This window comes from Kitasatospora sp. NPDC028961 (assembly GCF_055564815.1).
In genome coordinates this window covers 120,157-136,469 of sequence record NZ_JBVHVO010000009.1, presented here as the reverse complement: position 1 = coordinate 136,469, position 16,313 = coordinate 120,157, and the positions used below count along the sequence as shown (strand labels likewise).

The window sequence follows — 16,313 nt, the reverse complement described above, 5'->3', positions numbered from 1 at the left end:
CCAACAGCACATGGCGCCTGTAGAGTGGGGGGGTCCCCCCACGGTCCCCGGTCCCCGAGGCTGGTTGCCCGGGGGGGGGGGGGGCCCCCCCCCCCCCCCCCCCCCCCCCCCGCCACCCCCTTCTGCCACCCTTAGAAGCACCAGCTCCAGGAGTCACGATGCTCCGTTCCGCCCTTCTCGCGGCCTCCCGCTCCCCGCAGGTCCGCACCGTCGTCGAGAAGTTCCCGCCGACCCACGCGATAGTCGAGCGGTTCGTCGCCGGCGAGGCTCTCGACGACGCCGTCACCGCCTGCGACGACCTGGTCGCCACCGGCCGCAAGGTCACCCTGGACCACCTCGGTGAGGACACCAAGGACGCCGCCCAGGCCGCCGGGACCGCCGAGGCGTACGAGCACCTGCTCGCCGCGCTCAAGGACACCGGCCTGGCGGCCGGCGCCGAGGTCTCGGTGAAGCTGTCGGCCGTCGGCCAGTTCCTGCCGGTGGACGGCGAGAAGATCGCGCTGGAGAACGCCCGCCGGATCTGCGAGGCGGCCGCCGACGCGGGCACCACGGTGACCCTCGACATGGAGGACCACACCACCACGGACTCCACCCTCGCCATCGCGCGGGAGCTGCGGGCCGACTTCCCCTGGCTGGGCGTCGTGCTCCAGGCCTACCTGCGCCGCACCGAGGCCGACTGCCGCGAGTTCTCCGGCCCCGGCTCCCGCGTGCGGCTCTGCAAGGGCGCCTACAAGGAGCCCGAGTCGGTCGCCTTCCAGGGCAAGCACGAGGTGGACCTCGCGTACGTCCGCGCGCTGAAGATCCTGATGGCCGGCGAAGGCTACCCGATGATCGCCTCGCACGACCCCAACATGATCAAGATCGCCGGCCAGCTCGCCCAGTGGAACGGCCGCGAGCGCGACTCCTTCGAGTACCAGATGCTGTTCGGCATCCGCCCCGAGGAGCAGCTGCGCCTGGCCGGCGAGGGCAACACCATGCGGGTGTACCTGCCGTACGGCGAGGAGTGGTACGGCTACTTCATGCGCCGCCTCGCCGAGCGCCCGGCCAACCTGACCTTCTTCCTGCGGGCCATGGCGACCCGCGGCTGAGGCCCCTGCTGTACGGACGGCCCGCACCCCTTGTGGAAGGGGGGTGCGGGCCGTCCGTCGTCGGGGGCGGCGGGGCGGCCTAGGATCGGGGGCGGTGAAGTGTGGTCGGGTCGCGTCGAGTTGGGCAGGTGGTTGAGGTGCTGAAGGCCTTCGCGGAGTTGTCGACGCCGTTGGTGGCGGATGCGTGTGTGCGGGTGGGGGTGGGGTTGCGGGTGGCGCCGGCGGGGGTCGGGCCGGTGGTGGCGGGGCGGCGGGTCGCGGGGCGGGTGCTGCCGGTGCGGCACTACGGGAGCGTGGACGTGTTCCTGGAGGCGTTCGGCGCGGCCGAGCCCGGGGACGTGCTGGTCGTCGACAACGGCGGGCGGGTCGACGAGGCCTGCGTCGGGGACCTCGCGGTGCTGGAGGCGAAGGCCGCCGGGGTGGCCGGGGTGGTGGTGTGGGGCCTGCACCGGGACACGCCGGAGCTGGTGGAGATCGGGCTGCCGCTGTTCAGCTACGGCGCGCTGCCGCTGGGCCCGTTGCGGCTCGACGAGCGGGAGCCGGAGGCGCTGGTCACCGCCCGGTTCGGGACGCACCTGGTGAGCGCCGGGGACGTGGTGTTCGGGGACGCCGACGGCGTGCTGTTCGTGCCGGCCGCCCGGGTCGACGAGGTGCTGGAGGTGGCGGGCGGGATCGCGCGGACGGAGCGCGCGCAGGCCGAGCGGATCCGCTCGGGCGACACGCTGCGCCGGCAGACCGCGTTCGACGACTACCTGGTGCGGCGGGCCGCCGATCCGTCGTACAGCTTCCGGCAGCACCTGCGACGGGTCGGCGGCGCGATCGAGGAGTAGCGGGCGGCGGGCCGGAGTTCAGAGCGCGCGGTGCATGACGTGCAGGCCGACGTACCCGTGGACGGGGTGGCGGAAGCCCTCGGGGAGGGTGCCCAGGATCTCGAAGCCGAGCGACCGGTACAGCCCCACCGCGCGCTCGTTGCTCGCCACCACGGCGTTGAACTGCATGGCGCGGTAGCCCGCCGCACGCGCCCAGTCCAGGGTGTACTCGGTGAGCGCGCGCCCGACGCCCCGGCCGGAGTGCGCCGGGTCGACCATGTAGCTGGCGCTCGCGATGTGCGAGCCGTTGCCCTGGTGGTTGCGGTTCATCTTGGCGCTGCCGAGGACGGTGCCGTCCTCGGCGACCGCGACCACGGTGCGGCTCGGGGCGGGGAGGAGCCACCACTCACGGCCCTGCTCGAAGGTCAGGTCGAGCGGGTAGGTGAACGTCTCGCCCGCGGCGGCGATGACGTGGAAGAACGGCCAGATGGACGGCCAGTCCTCGGGGGTGGCTTCCCTGATCAACATCCGGACAGGATGGCATGCCGACCGGCCGCCGGCCAGCGGTTTTCGGGTGCCCGGGCGGTGGGCCCGGGCACCCGGGGGAGGGGGGTCAGAGCATCGAGGCGGCGGGCTTGACCATGGCGCGGGCGGTCTTGGCGTCCACGTACTCGCCGATCGCGGTCATCACCCACTCGCCGGAGTACTGGCGGACCAGCTTGCACATCACCACGCCGGTGTGCGGCTCGGACTGGGTGAGGTCGAAGCGGACCAGCTCCTGGTCCGAACCGGCGTCCACCAGGCGGCAGTAGGCGTTCTTGACGTCGGTGAACTTCTGGCCGGAGAAGGAGTTGACCACGAAGACCAGGCCGCAGACCTCGGGCGGCAGGCCGTCCAGGTGGACGGTGATCGACTCGTCGTCACCGCCGCCCGCGCCCGTGAGGTTGTCGCCGGAGTGGGCGACGGCGCCGTTGAAGATCCCCAGCTTCATGAACCAGGCGGTGTCCAGCTTCTCCCGCTTGGCGTCGAAGGCGATGCAGGAGGCGTCCAGGTCGATGTTGCGGCCGCGGCCGGCGGGCTCCCAGCCGAGTCCCATCCGGACGGAGGAGAGGAAGGGCTTGCCGTTCTTCTCCAGGGAGACCGAGCCGCCCTTGGTGAGGTTCACCCGGCCCTTGTCCAGGGTGATCTTGGTGAGGGCCGGCGGGGCGGCGGGCGCCGCGGGCGGGGCCGGCGGCATCGGGGGAGCGCTCTGCGGCAGCGGCGGGGCGACCGGGGCCGGGGCGGGAGCCGGGGCCGGGGCGGTGACCGGCGGGGCGACCGGGGTGGCGGTGGCGGCCGCCGGGGCGGGCTCGTCCTCCACGGTGACGCCGAAGTCGGTGGCGATGCCGGCCAGGCCGTTGGCGTAGCCCTGGCCGACCGCCCGGACCTTCCAGGCGCCGCCGCGCTGGTAGACCTCGACCACGATCAGCGCGGTCTCGCGGCCCAGCTGGGGAGCGGTGAAGGTGACCAGGACCTGGCCGGAGTCGGCGTCCCGGACCGTCGCGGTCGGCTCGATGCCGGCGAAGGTGGCGCCGGCCTCGTCGGGGCTCGCCGTGACGACGATCTTGGTGATGCCGGCCGGGACGGCGGCGGTGTCGATGGTGATCGCGTCCGGGGTCCCGCCGGAGGCCGGGCGGTGGGTGACACCGGGACCGTGCGGGGCGTTGAAGAACACGAAGTCGGCGTCCGAGCGGACCTTTCCGGCCTCGGTCAGCAGCAGGCCGGAGACGTCCAGCGCCTTGGGTGCGGTGACCTCGACGGTCACCCGCGCGGCGGTCAGCGGGGCGTTGCCGCCTTGGGTCAGGACCGTGGACACGAACTCCTCCTCGGATGCGGTGGCACGGCGTGCGGGACCCGAGTCGGGGCGCCGTGCCGAGTGGTACCCACAGTAACGAACGGGGTTGTCGAGACGAGCCCGATCAAGGCGGTGACCTGTCGGGTTGTCGGACGGTCGGTCAGTTCGGTCCGACGGCGAACGCTCCCAGCGCGGCGACGGCCCGCGGGTGGTGGATGCCGAACGCCGAGGCGCTCCAGCTCTCGGCCGGGGCGGCCTTGCCGGGGCCGGTAGGCACGCTCTCCCCGCGCCCCGGTGGGGCCGGTGCGGGCGCGGCACCGGGGATGCCGGTGGCGGGTGCCCCGGTGGCGGGCTCCCCGGTGCCCGGCGTCGCGGCCGGGCGGGTGTGCCGGACACCGAAGGTGTAGCGGCCGGGCGGGACGTCGGTGCCGGGCGGGGTGGTGAAGCGGTAGACCAGGGTGCCGCGTTCGTGGTGGGTGGTGACCACGGCGCCGGCCAGGTCGGTCCAGGCGGTGCCGGAGGGGGCGGTGGCGTCCGGGGCCGGACCGCCCGGGGCCGTCGCGTCCGGCGCGAGCCGGAGTTCGGCCTGCAGCGCGGTGAGCGGCTCGGTGACGGTCAGGGTGAGGACGTGCCGGGTGCCGTCGCGGCCGAGCGACTGGACCAGTGCGGCGCCGGTGAGCGCGTGGTCGACCGTGTCGCCGGGGCCGCCCGGGCCCGGGGCGGTACCGCCGGTCGGGTCCTTGGGGACGGTGGTCGGGTCCTGGGCGCCGGGCGGCAGGCCGGTCCAGCCGTCGGTGGGGTCGGCGGGCGGCCGGACGCCGGGCGCGGGGGCGAGCGGCTTGGGCGGCTCGGGCGATCGGGCCGCGAGCGGTTGGCCGGACTCCACGGGCTCGGGCCGCTGGTGGGACGGCCCGTCGGTGGGCGGCGGCGCGGTGGCGGCGGCCAGGCCGTCCTGCTGCGGGGAGGGGCCGAGGGCCTGGGTCGACGGGGTGTCGGAGGTGCTCCGGCCGCCGGTCCGGCCCTCGGCGAGCGGCACGGCCGAGCCCGGGGCGGGCGAGCGGGGTGCCGGGACGCCGGAGACGGGCGGGTGCGAGGCGTGCGACTCGGACGTGGCGGGGCCGGCGGGGCGGACGGAGGGCCGCCCGGACGGCAGCGGCGCGGCCGGCGCCTGCGAGGAGTCGGGCGCGGAGGCGGCGTCGGCCCGGTCGGCGCCGGGGGTGGGCGGCGGGCTGGACCCGACCTGGGCCACTCCGGCGCGGCGTCCGACGCCCTGCTGCTCGTGGAGCAGCCAGGTGGTGGCGATGCTGATGCCGACCACGGTGGACATCGCCATCGCGGCGCCGGAGAACCGCAGGGTGGGCAGCCGGAGCCGGCCCCCGAACGGCTTGGGCCGGCCGTGCCGGCCGTGCCGCTCGCGCGGCAGGTCGCGCTCGTGCCGCGCGTCCGGCCCGATCTCCTCGCGCAGAGCCACCCGACCCTCCCTCCCCGAAGCCGTCGCTGAGTCGCCGCATTCTCCCATGCGCTGCCGACGGGCCCGAATCGCCGTCATGGGCGGACTGCCGCCGGTTCGCCCGGGTTCGGCCGGGGTCGCTCGTGCGGGTCCGCCGGTGGACGCGCAGGAGCCCGCGCCGGCAGGGGGACGAGCGTACCAGCGGCTGCCCGGGCCCTGGCCAGCCCTCGTGAGGGATCGATCAACTCCGTGGACGGCCTTTCCCTGAACGGAAGTTGACGGTCCGTCTGACAAGGCCCGCGCGGCCCGGGCCGTCGGTGCGCGGATTATTGCAACCTCCTTGCAACCCTTGCCGGTCCGGCCTCCGGTGGCGCAAGGTGGGGGAATCCCACGCCGTCCCGGAGAGCCCGTCATGCCGTCCGACCCGTTGTCAGCACCCTCCAGTGCCCCTCTCGCCGCCACCCCCACGGGCGGCGATGAGGCAGGCTCCACCGCCGCTCCGGCGGCGGTGGAGGAGGTGCTGACACTGCGGATCTCGCTGGGCGAGGAAGTCGTCGGCGAGGTGCGGACGCGATTCCGGTTCGATGCCGAGCGTCCGTACGAGGTACTGCTGACGTTCCATCTGGGGCGGCCGGACGAGGCCGATTGGGTGTTCTCGCGTGATCTGCTGCGCGACGGCCTGCGCTCGCTGAGCGGCCAGGGCGACGTCAAGCTGTGGCCGGCCTACTGTCCGTGCCACGGCTCGACGTTGCACCTGGCCCTCGAATCCCCCCACGGCAGTGCCCTGTTGGAGGTCTCCAAGCCCAGGGTCCAGGCGTGGCTGGACCGGACGTACGCGCTGGTCTCCGAGGAGGCCGAGCAGGCCTACGGCCCGACCGACGCCCAGTTGTCCGCGTTGCTGGCAGGCGGCTGAGGCCGGGACGCCGGGGCGACGTCGTCGCCCGGGGTGCGCGGGGCCGGCAGCGGGGGACCGCCCGGCAGCCGGACGGCGCCCGCGGCCAGAGCCGCCCGCAACCGGCGCACGGCCGGCGCGGAGGAGACCGGCAGCAGGTCGTACGGGTCGTCCGGTCCGTCCACGGTGACCAGGACCGAATCGGCGAACCGGTACGGCCGGTGGGCCAGCAGGCCGCCCAGGTACCGCCGCAGCCGGGAGAGTTCGGCGCGGACCGTCACCGTCCGCCCCGGGTCGCCGAAGAGCGCGTCGGCGAGCTGCGCCGCGCTGTGCCCGGAGCGCTCGGTGGCGAGCAGCAGCAGCAGTTCGGCGTGGCGCGGGCTGAGCGCGTGCGACCAGCTGCCGGCGGCGCCGCGCACCGACAGCTCGGGGCGGTCCGGCCGGCGTAGGTCGAGTCGGAGCCGGGCCCCCTCGGCCTGTTCGGCGGTCACCGCGGCGGCGCCGTCCGCCGTCCGTTCGTCGCCCAGCGGCCGGACCAGCCAGCCGTCGGCGAGCGGCTCGACGGAGCACTCGCCGATGCCGGGCAGCCAGTGCACCGCGGCCGGGCTCCAGCCCTCGGCGGGCAGCCGCAGCCGGACCGGTGGCGGCAGGCCGGCCGCGCAGGCGATCCAGCCGGCCGCGTCGACCACCAGGGCCGGGCCGTCCACCCGGGCCAGGAGTGGGGCGGCCAGGGTGCGCAGGTGGTGCAGCGACTCCAGGCGGCGGGCGCGCAGTTCGGTCTCGGCGAGCCGGGCGGCGGTGGCGGTCAGCTGCAGCAGGTACGGGCGGACGTTGCCGGCCGGGCCGCTGAGGTTGATCGCGCCGACCAGCCGGCCGGTGCCCGGGTCGTGCACGGGGGCGGCGACGCAGGTCCAGGAGTGGTGGCTGCGCAGGTAGTGCTCGGCGGAGTGGACCTGCATCGGCCGCTGGGCGCGCAGGGCGGAGGCGATGCCGTTGGTGCCGACGCTCTCCTCGATCCAGCGGGCGCCGGTGAGGAACCCGATCCGGTCGGCGCTGCGGCGCAGGCTGCGCTCGCCCTCCTGCCAGAGGATGTGGCCCTCGGCGTCGGCGATGGCGAGGATCAGCGGGACGTGGTCGGCCGGGGCGAGCAGGGTGTCACGCAGCACCGGCAGCAGGATGTCGAGGCCGCTGGCGCGGCGGCGGTGCTCGACCTCGGCCGGCCCCAGGTGGACGGTGGCGGCGCCGGCGTCCGGGTCCAGGCCGAGGCGGCGCAGCCGGGCCCAGGAGTCGCCGATCTCCGGGCGGGGCCCGGGCAGCGGCTCGGTGCCTCCCGGGCCGGCCTCCCGGGCCGGTCCGTGGGTGACGGGTTCGGCCAGGGCGCGGTCGTGCAGCCTGGCGAGCTCCGCCGGGCTCGACGGACTTCGGGGCTCTGGCCGTCGGTTCTGCCGTCCGGTCTGCCGCACTCGGTTTGCTCCTCGCCGCCGATCGAGGGCGCGTCGGGGCCGACGCGCTGACGAAAGCGTACGGGGGCCGCCCGGTCCTGGGGACGGGGTCGGCCAACTAGGGCCGGTCACCCGTATCAGAGTGGACATGCCAACAAGTAATGAGTGCCGCGCGGCCGAAAATCGACTACCGGGGCGGTGCGGTCCGGGGGGAGTGGAGCAGGGCGCGGGCCCGGCCGCGGAGGGCTCGGAGGGGGAGGGCGCGGAGGTGGTGCGCGAGGGCGTGCGGGCGGCGGGTCTCCCGGGCGGCCTGGGTGCGCGCTCGGCGCATGGAGGCGCGCGGGGGGCGCATGTCCACATGCTGGTCGGCCGGGCGGCGGGCCGGCCGGACGGCGAGGAAGGGCAGTGGCAGCGGCACCCGGACGGTCAGGATCACGGGGTGACCGGCCCGGTGGCGCCCCTGGGGCCAGCGCTCCCGTCCGGGGGACCGTCCCCGCCGGTGTCGGCCCCGGCGCCGGGGTCGTCGCCGAGGAGCGCGCGCAGCAGCCGCTCGTCCTCGCCGGAGAGGTCGGAGACGAAGCGGGCCAGCACGGTGGACCGGTCCGCCTCCCGCTCGAGCTCGGTGTGCATCCGGCGGGCGGCGAGCCCGGCCCGGTCCCGGACGGTCGGGGTGTACGCGTAGGCGCGCCCCGCCCGGGTGCGTTCCACGGTGCCCTTGTCGTGCAGCCGGGCCAGGATCGTGGCGACGGTGGTCCGCGCGAGGCCGCGCCCGAGGGCCGCCTGGACGTCCTGCGGCGTCAGCGGCTCGCGGGCGGCCCAGAGGGCGGCCAGCACCTCGGCCTCCAGCTCCCCGGCGGGCCGGCGGGCCGGCGGTACGTCGGACATGGCGGCGGTTCCTCCCCGATTCGTCTACAGTCGTGTAGACCGTCTACGGCACTGTAGACGATCGAGGGCGGCCGCGCCGCCCTCCCGTACGGGAGGTCCGCCGGCCTTGTTCCAGTCGTCCGCCACTCCGGCCGTTCACGCCCTCGCGGTGAACCCGCTGGACGCCTCGTCGCTGCTCGCCGCCTTCGGGGCGCTCGGGATCGCCGTCGTGCTCTTCGCCGAGACCGGGCTGCTCGTCGGGTTCTTCCTGCCCGGCGACTCGCTGCTGTTCACCGCCGGTCTGCTCTGCGCCCCCGGCGGCGCCGACGGTCCGCGGCTGGAGCTCTCCCAGGTCCTGCCGGCCGCCCTGGCCGGTGCGCTGATCGGCGCCCAGGTCGGCTTCCTGATCGGCCGGCGCGGGGGTCGCGCGCTGCTGCGGCGGACCGAGCGGAAGAGTCTGCGGCACGGGGCCGAGCGGGCCGAGGAACTGCTCGTCAGGTACGGGTACGGCAAGGCGATCGTGCTCGGCCGCTTCATCCCGGTGGTCCGGACGGTGCTCAACCCGCTCTGCGGCGTGCTGGAGGTGCCGGTGCGCACGTTCACCCTCTGGCAGGTGGTGGGCGGCGTGGTCTGGACCGTCGGCGTGGTGCTGGCCGGGTACGCGCTAGGCTCCTCGGTGCCTGATATCGACCGTTACCTCCTCCCCATCATCGGTCTGGTAGTAGTTGTCTCCGTGATCCCGATCGTTCTGGAAATGTTCCGCGCCCGGAGGGCCCGGCGCCGTGGCGGTGACACCCGGTGACGCCCTCTCGTGCGCTGGCCGTCTACGACGGCAGCGGCATCGACGGCGGCCTCTACAGCCGGGTGATCGGGTGGGCGGACGCCGCGCCGGACTGGCTGGACCAGGTGATCCGGATCTGGTCCGCGCTGGGACTGGGCCTGTTCGCCGTCCTGATGCTCCGGGCGTGGTGGCGGGCGCGCGACGCCGGTCCGGCGGTGATGGCGCGGGTGCTGGCCTCGCCGCTGATCGTGCTCGTCGCCTTCGTCCTCAACTCCGGGTTCAAGAGCGTGGTCGAGGAGGTGCGTCCGTGCACCCAGCTCGGTGTGCCCGGCACGCTGGAGACCTGTCCCGGCGCCGGTGACTGGTCCTTCCCGAGCAACCACACCGTGATCGCCTTCGCCGCCGCGACCGCGCTCTGGTTCGCGGACCGGCGGCTGGGCGCGTTCGCGGTGGCCGCCGCCGTGCTGATGGGTGCCTCCCGGGTCTGGGTCGGCGTCCACTACCCGCACGACGTACTGGTCGGTGCGCTGGTCGGCGTTCTGACGGCGGCCGCGCTCGCGCTGGCCGCCGGCCGGGCCGCCCCGCTGGTCGACCGGGCCCGTCTGGGCCCGCTGCGGTCGCTGCTGGGCGCGGGCGACGCCGCGCCGACGGCCGGTGGCGGGCCGTCACCGGCGACCCAGCGGCGCCGGGTTCCGTGACCTGGCCGGCCCTTGTGCGGCCGGGGTGGCGGGGCGAGCATGCGAGCCGGGCGCGGGCCCGTCGGACGGCGCACCTACCTGCGGGCGACCGTGGTGCGCTGACCCGGCCTCCCGCCGGCTGACCCGACCTCCCGCCGGCGGGCCCGCCCGGGGCGGGCGCGGCCCGGCCCGCCTGAGCGGTGTTGGCTGTACAACTTTTCGGTCGGTTCACCTGCGCGCCGCCGTTCGGACTCCCCTCGGCCACCTCGCGGCATAAGCCTGGCCGCATGAGAGTCATCGTCGTAGGAGCAGGCGTGCTCGGCAGCATGCACGCCTGGCAGGCCGTCGAGCGCGGCCACGAGGTCGTCCACCTGGAGCGCGAGTCCGAGGCGCGCGGCGCCTCGGTGCGCAACTTCGGGCTGGTCTGGGTCAGTGGCCGGTCGGGCGGTGAGGAACTGGACACCGCGCTGCGGGCCCGCGAACTGTGGGAGGAGATCGGCGCGAGGGTGCCCGAGCTCGGCTTCCGGGCCAACGGCTCGCTCACCGCGATCCGCACCGAGGCCGAACTCGCCGTCGCCGAACAGGCGCTGACCCGGGCGGACGCCGCCGCGCGCGGCTACCGACTGCTCGACGCGGCCGAGACCAGAGCCGCCAACCCGGCCCTGCGCGGCAAGCTGCTCGGCGCGCTGCGGTGCGACCGGGACGCCGCCGTCGAGCCGCGCACCGCCCAGCCCGCGCTGCGCGCCGCACTGCTGGCCGGCGGCCGGTACACCTTCCTCCCCGGGCGGGAGGTCCGCGAGGTGATCGGTGAGAACGCCGTCCGCGACGACCACGGCGACGTCCACACCGGTGACCTGGTGATCCTCTGCACCGGCGCCTGGCTGGGCGGGCTGGTGCGCGAGCTGGCGCCCGAGCTGCCCGTCCGCAGGGTGCGGCTGCAGATGATGCAGACCGACCCGCTCGGCGAGGAGCTCACCACCTCGGTCGCCGACGGCGACAGCTTCCGCTACTACCCCGCCTTCGCCGGTGACGCGCTGGAGCGGCTGAAGGCCGCGCAGCCGCAGCCGCCGGTCGCCGCCGAGCACAAGATGCAGCTGCTGATGGTTCAGCGCAAGGACGGCGGCCTCACCATCGGCGACACCCACGAGTACGACCACCCGTTCGGCTTCGACGTCGTCGAGGACCCGTACGACCACCTGGTCGGCGTGGCCGAGGAGCTGCTCGGCCGGCCGCTGCCCCGGGTGCGCCGCCGCTGGGCCGGGGTGTACGCGCAGTGCGTGGACACCACCCGGGTGGTCCACCGGGAGCGGGTCCGGGACGCCGTCTGGCTGGTCACCGGTCCCGGTGGCCGCGGCATGACCTGCTCGCCGGCGATCGCCGAGACCACCGCCGAACTCGCCAACCTGTAAGGAATGTGAACATGTCCGCTGACATCCGCCTGGTCGTCCTCGACATGGCCGGCACCACCGTCGCCGACGACGGCCTGGTCGAGCAGGCCTTCCGGGCCGCCGCCGGTTCGCTCGGCGTCGAGGCCGGCAGCCCCGAGCACGCCCGCATGCTGGAGCACGTCCGGCTCACCATGGGCGAGTCCAAGATCTCCGTCTTCCGCCACCTGTTCGGCGCGGAGGAGAAGGCGCAGGCCGCCAACACCGCCTTCGAGGCCGCCTACCACGACCTCGTCGACGCGGGGCACTGCGCCGCGCTGCCGGGCGCGGCCGAGGCCATCGCCGAACTCCGGGGCCAGGGCCGCAAGGTGGTCCTCACCACCGGCTTCTCCCGGGCCACCCAGGACCGGATCCTGCGGGCACTCGGCTGGGAGTCGATCGCCGACCTCACCCTCTGCCCGGCCGAGGCCGGCCGCGGCCGCCCGTACCCGGACCTGGCGCTCACCGCCCTGCTGCGGACCTCCACCGACTCCGTCCGCCAGATGGCCGTCGCCGGGGACACCGGCTACGACATGCTGACCGGTACCCGGGCCGGTGCCTCGGTGGTGGCCGGTGTGCTGACCGGGGCCCACGACGAGGCCCGGTTGCGGGCCGACGGCGCGACGCACGTCCTGAAGTCGATCGCCGACCTGCCGGGCGTCCTCGCGGGCTGAGCGTGCGACGGCCGGGCGGGGTGCGCCGACCCGCCCGGCCGGCTTCTCCCGGGGGCGGTCCCGCGGTGGGCCCGGGCTCAGTGGGCGGCGAGCAGGCCGGGCAGTTCGCGCATGTCGTGGAAGACGACGGTGCCGGGGCCCGCGAGCCGCTCGGCGGGGGTCAGGCCGCCGGCGTAGCCGAAGGCGCGCATGCCGGCGGCGCGGGCGGCCTCGACACCGGGGCGGCTGTCCTCGACCACCGCGCAGGCGGCCGGGTCGACGCCCGACCGCCGGGCGGCGTGCAGGAAGAGGTCCGGCGCGGGCTTGCCGCGGTCGACCTCGGTGGCACTGAAGATCCGGCCCGCGAAGTGCTCGTAGAGGCCGGTGCGGCCCAAGGTGTGACGCATCTTCTCGTGCGAGCCGCTGGAGGCGACGCAGGTCGGCAGGGTGAGGGCGGCCAGCGCCTCGGGGAGTCCGTCGACCGGGGCCAGCCCGGCGTCCACCTGTTCGCGGTGGAGCTGCTCGAAGCGACTGCGCCAGAGGGCCGCGGTGGCCTCCCCGAGCCGGGCGGCGACCTGCTCGCCGATCGAGGCGTGGGAGCGCCCGATGAACCGCTCGACCACCTCCGCCTCGGTGAGCGGCCAGCCCAGCTCCGCGCCCAGGGCGACCTGGACGCGGGCCGCGATGCGCTCGCTGTCGACCAGCACGCCGTCGCAGTCGAAAATCACCAGTTCTATCGGCTTGATCATCCCCGCAGGATAGGGGGCGCCTTCGCCCGGGGGAGCGGGGCGCCGGACGGGCCGGCGCTCCGCTCCGCCGGGGCGGGTCAGTGCAGGGTGCCCGCGTAGCGCTGGGTGAAGCGGGTGCCGGTGGGTGCGGTGACGGTGACGTCGTGGCGGGACTGGTCGAGGGGGTAGCTCGCGGTGGCGGTGGAGCCGGGCTGGACGCGGACGGTCTGCACGGTGCCCGCGTAGTCGTTGGGCGTCAGGGTGAAGGTGATCGGGGTGCGGCCGGCGTTGGCCAGGGTGAAGGTGAGCGCCGAGGCGCCCGGGGCCGCGGTCACCATCGGGACGGCGATGTCGTCCTGGTCGGCGCGGACGACGGTGCCGGCGAAGCGGCGGACGAAGCCGTCGGGGCCGTGGACGGTGAAGTCGTACCGGCCGTCGGTGGCGGCGGCGTCCCAGGTGTAGGTACGGGTGGCGCCGGGGGCGACGGTGAAGGGCGTGCCGGCGAAGGCGTACACGATGTTGGGGTAGACGGTGTAGGGGAAGGCGACCGTGCCGTCGTTGCGCAGGGTGCAGGTGACCAGGCCGGTGGCGCGGTCGACGGTGAGGTCGGCCCACGGGCGGTAGGGCAGGTGGCGGTGCGGGCGCTCGCCGGGCTCCTGGACGGGCATCGACTGGGTGCCGGTGGCGGGCAGCGCGACGCCGGGGAGCGCCGCCCCGGCGTCGGCCTTGGCCATCAGGGCCACGGTGTCCGGGAGTTGGGGTATCGAGAAGTCCGGGGCCGCGAAGTCGAAGCAGCTGGTGAGGTCGCCGCAGACGGCCCGGCGCCAGGCGGAGATGTTGGGTTCGGCGACCCCGGTGACCTGTTCCATGAAGCGCAGGACCGAGGTGTGGTCGAAGACCTGGGAGTTGACGTAGCCGCCGCGTGACCAGGGGGAGGCGACCCAGAGCGGTACCCGGTTGCCGAGGCCGATCGCGCGGCCCTGGGTGAACTCCTCGGGTGTGCCGGCCTCGGGGGTGGGCGGCACCATGTGGTCGAAGTAGCCGTCGTTCTCGTCGTACATGACGAGGAAGACGGTGTGCTGCCAGACGGCGGGGTTGGACATCAGCGACTGGAGGGCCTGGTTGACCCAGTGCGCGCCGTATGCCGGGCCGGCGTTGGGGTGTTCGCTGAACAGGTAGGGCGCGACCAGCCAGGAGACGGTCGGCAGGGTGGCGTCCTTGCAGTGGGCGTCGAAGGCCGCCGGGTCGAACCTGGTCATCGCGTTGACGTAACGCGGGTCGTCCTTCGGGAAGTTGTGGAACTGCTTGAAGTAGGACAGGGCGTTGTCGTCGTAGTCGCCGGTGCGGTCGTCCTTGCTGGGGTTGTGGTAGACCCGCCAGGAGACGCCGGCCGCCTGCAGCCGCTCGGCGTAGGTCGTCCAGTCGGCGACGGGGTTGTCGGTCACCGGGGTGTTGTCGATCCAGGGGCCGGTGGTGCCGTCCCGTCCGGGGCCGCAGGTGCCCGTCCACAGGTAGAGCCGGTTGGGGTCGGTCGGCCCGGCCAGCGAGGTGAAGTAGGCGTCGCAGAGGGTGAACGCGTCGGCCAGCGCGTACTGGTAGGGGATGTCGGCGCGGGTGAAGTACCCCATGGTGCGCTCGCCCTTGGCGGCGATCCACTTGTTCATCGCGCCGTTGTTGATCGCCTGGTGACCGGTCGCCCAGTCGTGCGGGAGGCCGCCGGCGTTCTGCGCGTTGTACTTGGCCGTGTCCATCCGGTACGGCAGCATCGCGCCGCCGTCGGCGCGCCCGGCGTCGGGCTGGCGGAACACGTCCGTGCCGTCCGGGAACCGGAGGGCCTGCTTGTCACCGAAGCCGCGGACGCCGTTCAGGGTGCCGAAGTAGTGGTCGAAGCTGCGGTTCTCCTGCATCAGCACCACGACGTGCCTGACGTCCTTGATGGTGCCGGTGGTGGCGGCTCTCGCGGTGGCGGCGGGCAGGCCGGTCAGTGCGGCGGCGCCGGCGGCCGCGGTGGCGCCGACGAAGGTACGGCGGGAGAGTTCGGACATCGCGGGCAGGCCTCTCAGAGCTGGAAGGTGGCGACGGCGGCGGCGCAGTCCGAGGGCCAGCCGTTGTCGGCGGCGGTCGGCTCGGGCTGGGGCCAGCCGGTGGCGAGGGTGTGCGCCTCGACCAGGGTGAGCGGGCCGGCGAAGTGCACGGCGGCGATGCGGTCCTGGGGCTCGGCCTTGCCGGCGGCGCGCTGCTTGCGGACCGGCGACCAGGTGGCGCCGGGGGACGCGGCCGGGTCCGGGTGGGCGGCGCGGTAGGCGTCGGTCAGTCCGGCGGCCTGGAGGGCGGTGGTCACCGGCCAGGCGAGCGGGCCGAGGCCGCTGTGGCTCGCCGCGGTGGCGGCCGTCCAGTCCAGATGGGACGGCGAGGCGAGGTCGGCGCCGAGGACGACCGTGCGGCCCGCCGTGCGGTCGGCCTGGACGGCGGCGGCGAGCGCCCTGGCCTGCTGGAGGCGGACGGAGGCGTTCTCCCCGGCGGTCACCTGGGCGGTGCTCTGGCCGTCCTGGGCGGCGTAGGGGCCGTAGTTCGCCTCGTCCAGGTGGGCGGCCCAGAAGCGGATGCTCCGGCCGCCGGGGAGTTGCACGGTGGCCCCGGCGGCCGGAACGGTGGCGGTGACGGCCGTGACGGCGGACAGCGGGTAGCGGCTGAGGATGCCGACGCTGCCGGCGCTCTGGTAGGCGTACCAGCCGAGCGCGGTGGCCAGGGTCTGGGCGGCGCCGCCGGCGGTCTCCTGGAGCGCGACCACGTCGAGGCCCTGGGTGAGGACCGCGCGCAGCTGCTTCTCCACGGCGTCGGTGAACGCCGCGCCGGCGTTGGCGAGGTTCCAACTGGCCGTCTTGAGGCGCGGGGCGGCGGCCGGGTCCACCACCGGGACGGTGAGGGTGAGGGCGTCGGTGACCCCGGCGGTGTCCTTGACGCCGACCAGGAGCTGGACCTCGCCGGTGGCGGCGGGCGCCGTGCCGGTCACCGTGCCGTCGGCGGCGACCGAGAGCCAGGCGGGCCCGCCGACCTTGCGGAAGGCGGGGGCGCCGGCCGGGCGGCACCAGAGGCCGCCGAGCCGGACGGTGACGGCCGCGCCCGGCGCGACGGCGGTCGCGGTGAGCGCGTCCACGGCGAGGTGCGGGCGGACGGGCGCGGGCTTGGGCCGGAAGGTGAAGGGCGCGGTCTGCGCCAGGACGCCGTAGCCGTCCTTGGCCAGCAGGTACGCGGTGTACGGGCCGCCGGTCAGCGCCGAGGTGTCGAGCTGGACGTCGCCGGACGTGCCCGGGGTGTACTTCCAGAGCAGCGACGAGCCGGTGCCGGGCTTCCTGCTGCCGTCGTAGACGCCGACCCAGTTCTTGGCGTCGGGGGCGTCGGTGGTCCAGTGGAAGGTGAGCCTGTCGCCTTCGGTGGGGCCGGCGGGCGAGGCGGGGGTGAGGGTGCTGCCTGTGGCCACGAGGGTCCTTCGGGTGGATGGGGGCGTCGAGTTGGCTGGACAACTGGACGCCCATTGACCCGAAGGGCGGCGTACTCCGCGTGAACGTGACATGGCCGGTCGCCGGGAGGACGGACAACTCGCCGTTGAGTGTTGGTCGTTGACGAACGGGGGAGCCACATCCGGCACATCCGTGACAGCCGGCACACGC

General features: G+C 75.0%; 16 protein-coding genes. 7 read left to right on the top strand and 9 right to left on the bottom strand.

Annotated features, from left to right (window positions below; all coding sequences use genetic code 11):
- Positions 1-158: 158 nt before the first annotated feature.
- Together ACZ4UX_RS18805 and ACZ4UX_RS18800 are read left to right on the top strand one after the other, a co-directional pair.
- Positions 159-1,088 carry a proline dehydrogenase family protein gene (locus tag ACZ4UX_RS18805; RefSeq protein WP_352288180.1) on the top strand — a complete coding sequence of 310 codons (930 nt, stop codon included), beginning with the start codon at positions 159-161 and terminating at the stop codon, positions 1,086-1,088.
- A gap of 137 nt (positions 1,089-1,225) precedes the next feature.
- A complete protein-coding gene (locus tag ACZ4UX_RS18800) occupies positions 1,226-1,918 on the top strand; it encodes an RraA family protein (protein ID WP_352288374.1) in 693 nt (230 codons plus the stop codon).
- Positions 1,919-1,936: 18 nt separating this feature from the next.
- Here ACZ4UX_RS18800 and ACZ4UX_RS18795 read toward each other — a convergent pair whose 3' ends face one another.
- The 3 genes from ACZ4UX_RS18795 to ACZ4UX_RS18785 all read right to left on the bottom strand — a co-directional run bounded on the left by ACZ4UX_RS18795 (position 1,937) and on the right by ACZ4UX_RS18785 (position 5,202).
- The gene (locus tag ACZ4UX_RS18795) at positions 1,937-2,425 is read right to left on the bottom strand and encodes a GNAT family N-acetyltransferase (RefSeq protein ID WP_359834510.1); all 489 of its coding nucleotides are present in this window, start codon (positions 2,423-2,425) and stop codon (positions 1,937-1,939) included.
- A gap of 85 nt (positions 2,426-2,510) precedes the next feature.
- Positions 2,511-3,740 (bottom strand): TerD family protein, encoded by a 1,230-nt coding sequence (locus tag ACZ4UX_RS18790; RefSeq protein ID WP_329492292.1) that lies wholly within the window; start codon positions 3,738-3,740, stop codon positions 2,511-2,513.
- Between the two features lie 151 nt (positions 3,741-3,891).
- Complete coding sequence (locus ACZ4UX_RS18785; RefSeq protein ID WP_465707458.1) at positions 3,892-5,202, bottom strand: DNA polymerase III subunit gamma/tau domain-containing protein; 1,311 nt, start codon at positions 5,200-5,202, stop codon at positions 3,892-3,894.
- A gap of 406 nt (positions 5,203-5,608) precedes the next feature.
- Here ACZ4UX_RS18785 and ACZ4UX_RS18780 point away from each other — a divergent pair, with 406 nt between their 5' ends.
- Positions 5,609-6,094 (top strand): SsgA family sporulation/cell division regulator, encoded by a 486-nt coding sequence (locus tag ACZ4UX_RS18780; RefSeq protein ID WP_465707457.1) that lies wholly within the window; start codon positions 5,609-5,611, stop codon positions 6,092-6,094.
- On the opposite strand, the gene ACZ4UX_RS18775 is transcribed toward ACZ4UX_RS18780, so the two are convergent.
- The 3 genes from ACZ4UX_RS18775 to ACZ4UX_RS18765 all read right to left on the bottom strand — a co-directional run bounded on the left by ACZ4UX_RS18775 (position 6,046) and on the right by ACZ4UX_RS18765 (position 8,400).
- A complete protein-coding gene (locus tag ACZ4UX_RS18775; RefSeq protein WP_465707456.1) occupies positions 6,046-7,536 on the bottom strand; it encodes a GAF domain-containing protein in 1,491 nt (496 codons plus the stop codon). The two genes, ACZ4UX_RS18780 and ACZ4UX_RS18775, sit on opposite strands and share 49 nt — an antisense overlap.
- Positions 7,537-7,702: 166 nt before the next feature.
- A complete protein-coding gene (locus ACZ4UX_RS18770; RefSeq protein ID WP_465707455.1) occupies positions 7,703-7,951 on the bottom strand; it encodes a hypothetical protein in 249 nt (82 codons plus the stop codon).
- Complete coding sequence (locus ACZ4UX_RS18765; protein WP_465707454.1) at positions 7,948-8,400, bottom strand: BlaI/MecI/CopY family transcriptional regulator; 453 nt, start codon at positions 8,398-8,400, stop codon at positions 7,948-7,950. The genes ACZ4UX_RS18770 and ACZ4UX_RS18765 overlap by 4 nt, the downstream gene beginning before the upstream one ends.
- A 106-nt stretch (positions 8,401-8,506) precedes the next feature.
- Between ACZ4UX_RS18765 and ACZ4UX_RS18760 the strand changes: the two genes are divergently transcribed.
- The 4 genes from ACZ4UX_RS18760 to ACZ4UX_RS18745 all read left to right on the top strand — a co-directional run bounded on the left by ACZ4UX_RS18760 (position 8,507) and on the right by ACZ4UX_RS18745 (position 11,935).
- Positions 8,507-9,181, top strand: coding sequence for a DedA family protein (locus tag ACZ4UX_RS18760; RefSeq protein WP_396490003.1), 675 nt, complete (start codon positions 8,507-8,509; stop codon positions 9,179-9,181).
- On the top strand, positions 9,178-9,858 hold the full coding sequence (locus tag ACZ4UX_RS18755; RefSeq protein ID WP_465707453.1) for a phosphatase PAP2 family protein: 681 nt from the start codon (positions 9,178-9,180) through the stop codon (positions 9,856-9,858). Before ACZ4UX_RS18760 ends, ACZ4UX_RS18755 begins: the two co-directional genes overlap by 4 nt.
- Positions 9,859-10,124: 266 nt before the next feature.
- Entirely contained in the window at positions 10,125-11,246 is a 1,122-nt protein-coding gene (locus ACZ4UX_RS18750; RefSeq protein ID WP_329490049.1) for a TIGR03364 family FAD-dependent oxidoreductase, read from the top strand.
- An 11-nt stretch (positions 11,247-11,257) separates the two neighbouring features.
- Complete coding sequence (locus ACZ4UX_RS18745; protein ID WP_329490050.1) at positions 11,258-11,935, top strand: phosphonatase-like hydrolase; 678 nt, start codon at positions 11,258-11,260, stop codon at positions 11,933-11,935.
- A gap of 77 nt (positions 11,936-12,012) precedes the next feature.
- Here the strand turns inward: ACZ4UX_RS18745 and ACZ4UX_RS18740 are convergent, their stop codons facing one another.
- The 3 genes from ACZ4UX_RS18740 to ACZ4UX_RS18730 form a co-directional block, all read right to left on the bottom strand.
- On the bottom strand, positions 12,013-12,663 hold the full coding sequence (locus tag ACZ4UX_RS18740) for an HAD family hydrolase (RefSeq protein WP_465707452.1): 651 nt from the start codon (positions 12,661-12,663) through the stop codon (positions 12,013-12,015).
- Positions 12,664-12,740: 77 nt separating this feature from the next.
- Positions 12,741-14,687 carry a phosphocholine-specific phospholipase C gene (locus ACZ4UX_RS18735; RefSeq protein WP_465707451.1) on the bottom strand — a complete coding sequence of 649 codons (1,947 nt, stop codon included), beginning with the start codon at positions 14,685-14,687 and terminating at the stop codon, positions 12,741-12,743.
- A 14-nt stretch (positions 14,688-14,701) separates the two neighbouring features.
- Positions 14,702-16,123: an endonuclease/exonuclease/phosphatase family protein gene (locus ACZ4UX_RS18730; protein ID WP_465707450.1), complete on the bottom strand. Its 1,422-nt coding sequence runs from the start codon at positions 16,121-16,123 to the stop codon at positions 14,702-14,704.
- Positions 16,124-16,313: the final 190 nt, after the last annotated feature.

What these genes read in the sequence shown, in the direction of transcription:
- ACZ4UX_RS18805 (WP_352288180.1), top strand. Translation starts at nt 159, where the DNA reads ATGCTCCGTTCCGCCCTTCTCGCGGCCTCCCGCTCCCCGCAGGTCCGC.
- ACZ4UX_RS18795 (WP_359834510.1), bottom strand. Translation starts at nt 2,425, where the DNA reads ATGTTGATCAGGGAAGCCACCCCCGAGGACTGGCCGTCCATCTGGCCG.
- ACZ4UX_RS18765 (WP_465707454.1), bottom strand. Translation starts at nt 8,400, where the DNA reads ATGTCCGACGTACCGCCGGCCCGCCGGCCCGCCGGGGAGCTGGAGGCC.
- ACZ4UX_RS18750 (WP_329490049.1), top strand. Translation starts at nt 10,125, where the DNA reads ATGAGAGTCATCGTCGTAGGAGCAGGCGTGCTCGGCAGCATGCACGCC.
- ACZ4UX_RS18745 (WP_329490050.1), top strand. Translation starts at nt 11,258, where the DNA reads ATGTCCGCTGACATCCGCCTGGTCGTCCTCGACATGGCCGGCACCACC.
- ACZ4UX_RS18740 (WP_465707452.1), bottom strand. Translation starts at nt 12,663, where the DNA reads ATGATCAAGCCGATAGAACTGGTGATTTTCGACTGCGACGGCGTGCTG.
- ACZ4UX_RS18735 (WP_465707451.1), bottom strand. Translation starts at nt 14,687, where the DNA reads ATGTCCGAACTCTCCCGCCGTACCTTCGTCGGCGCCACCGCGGCCGCC.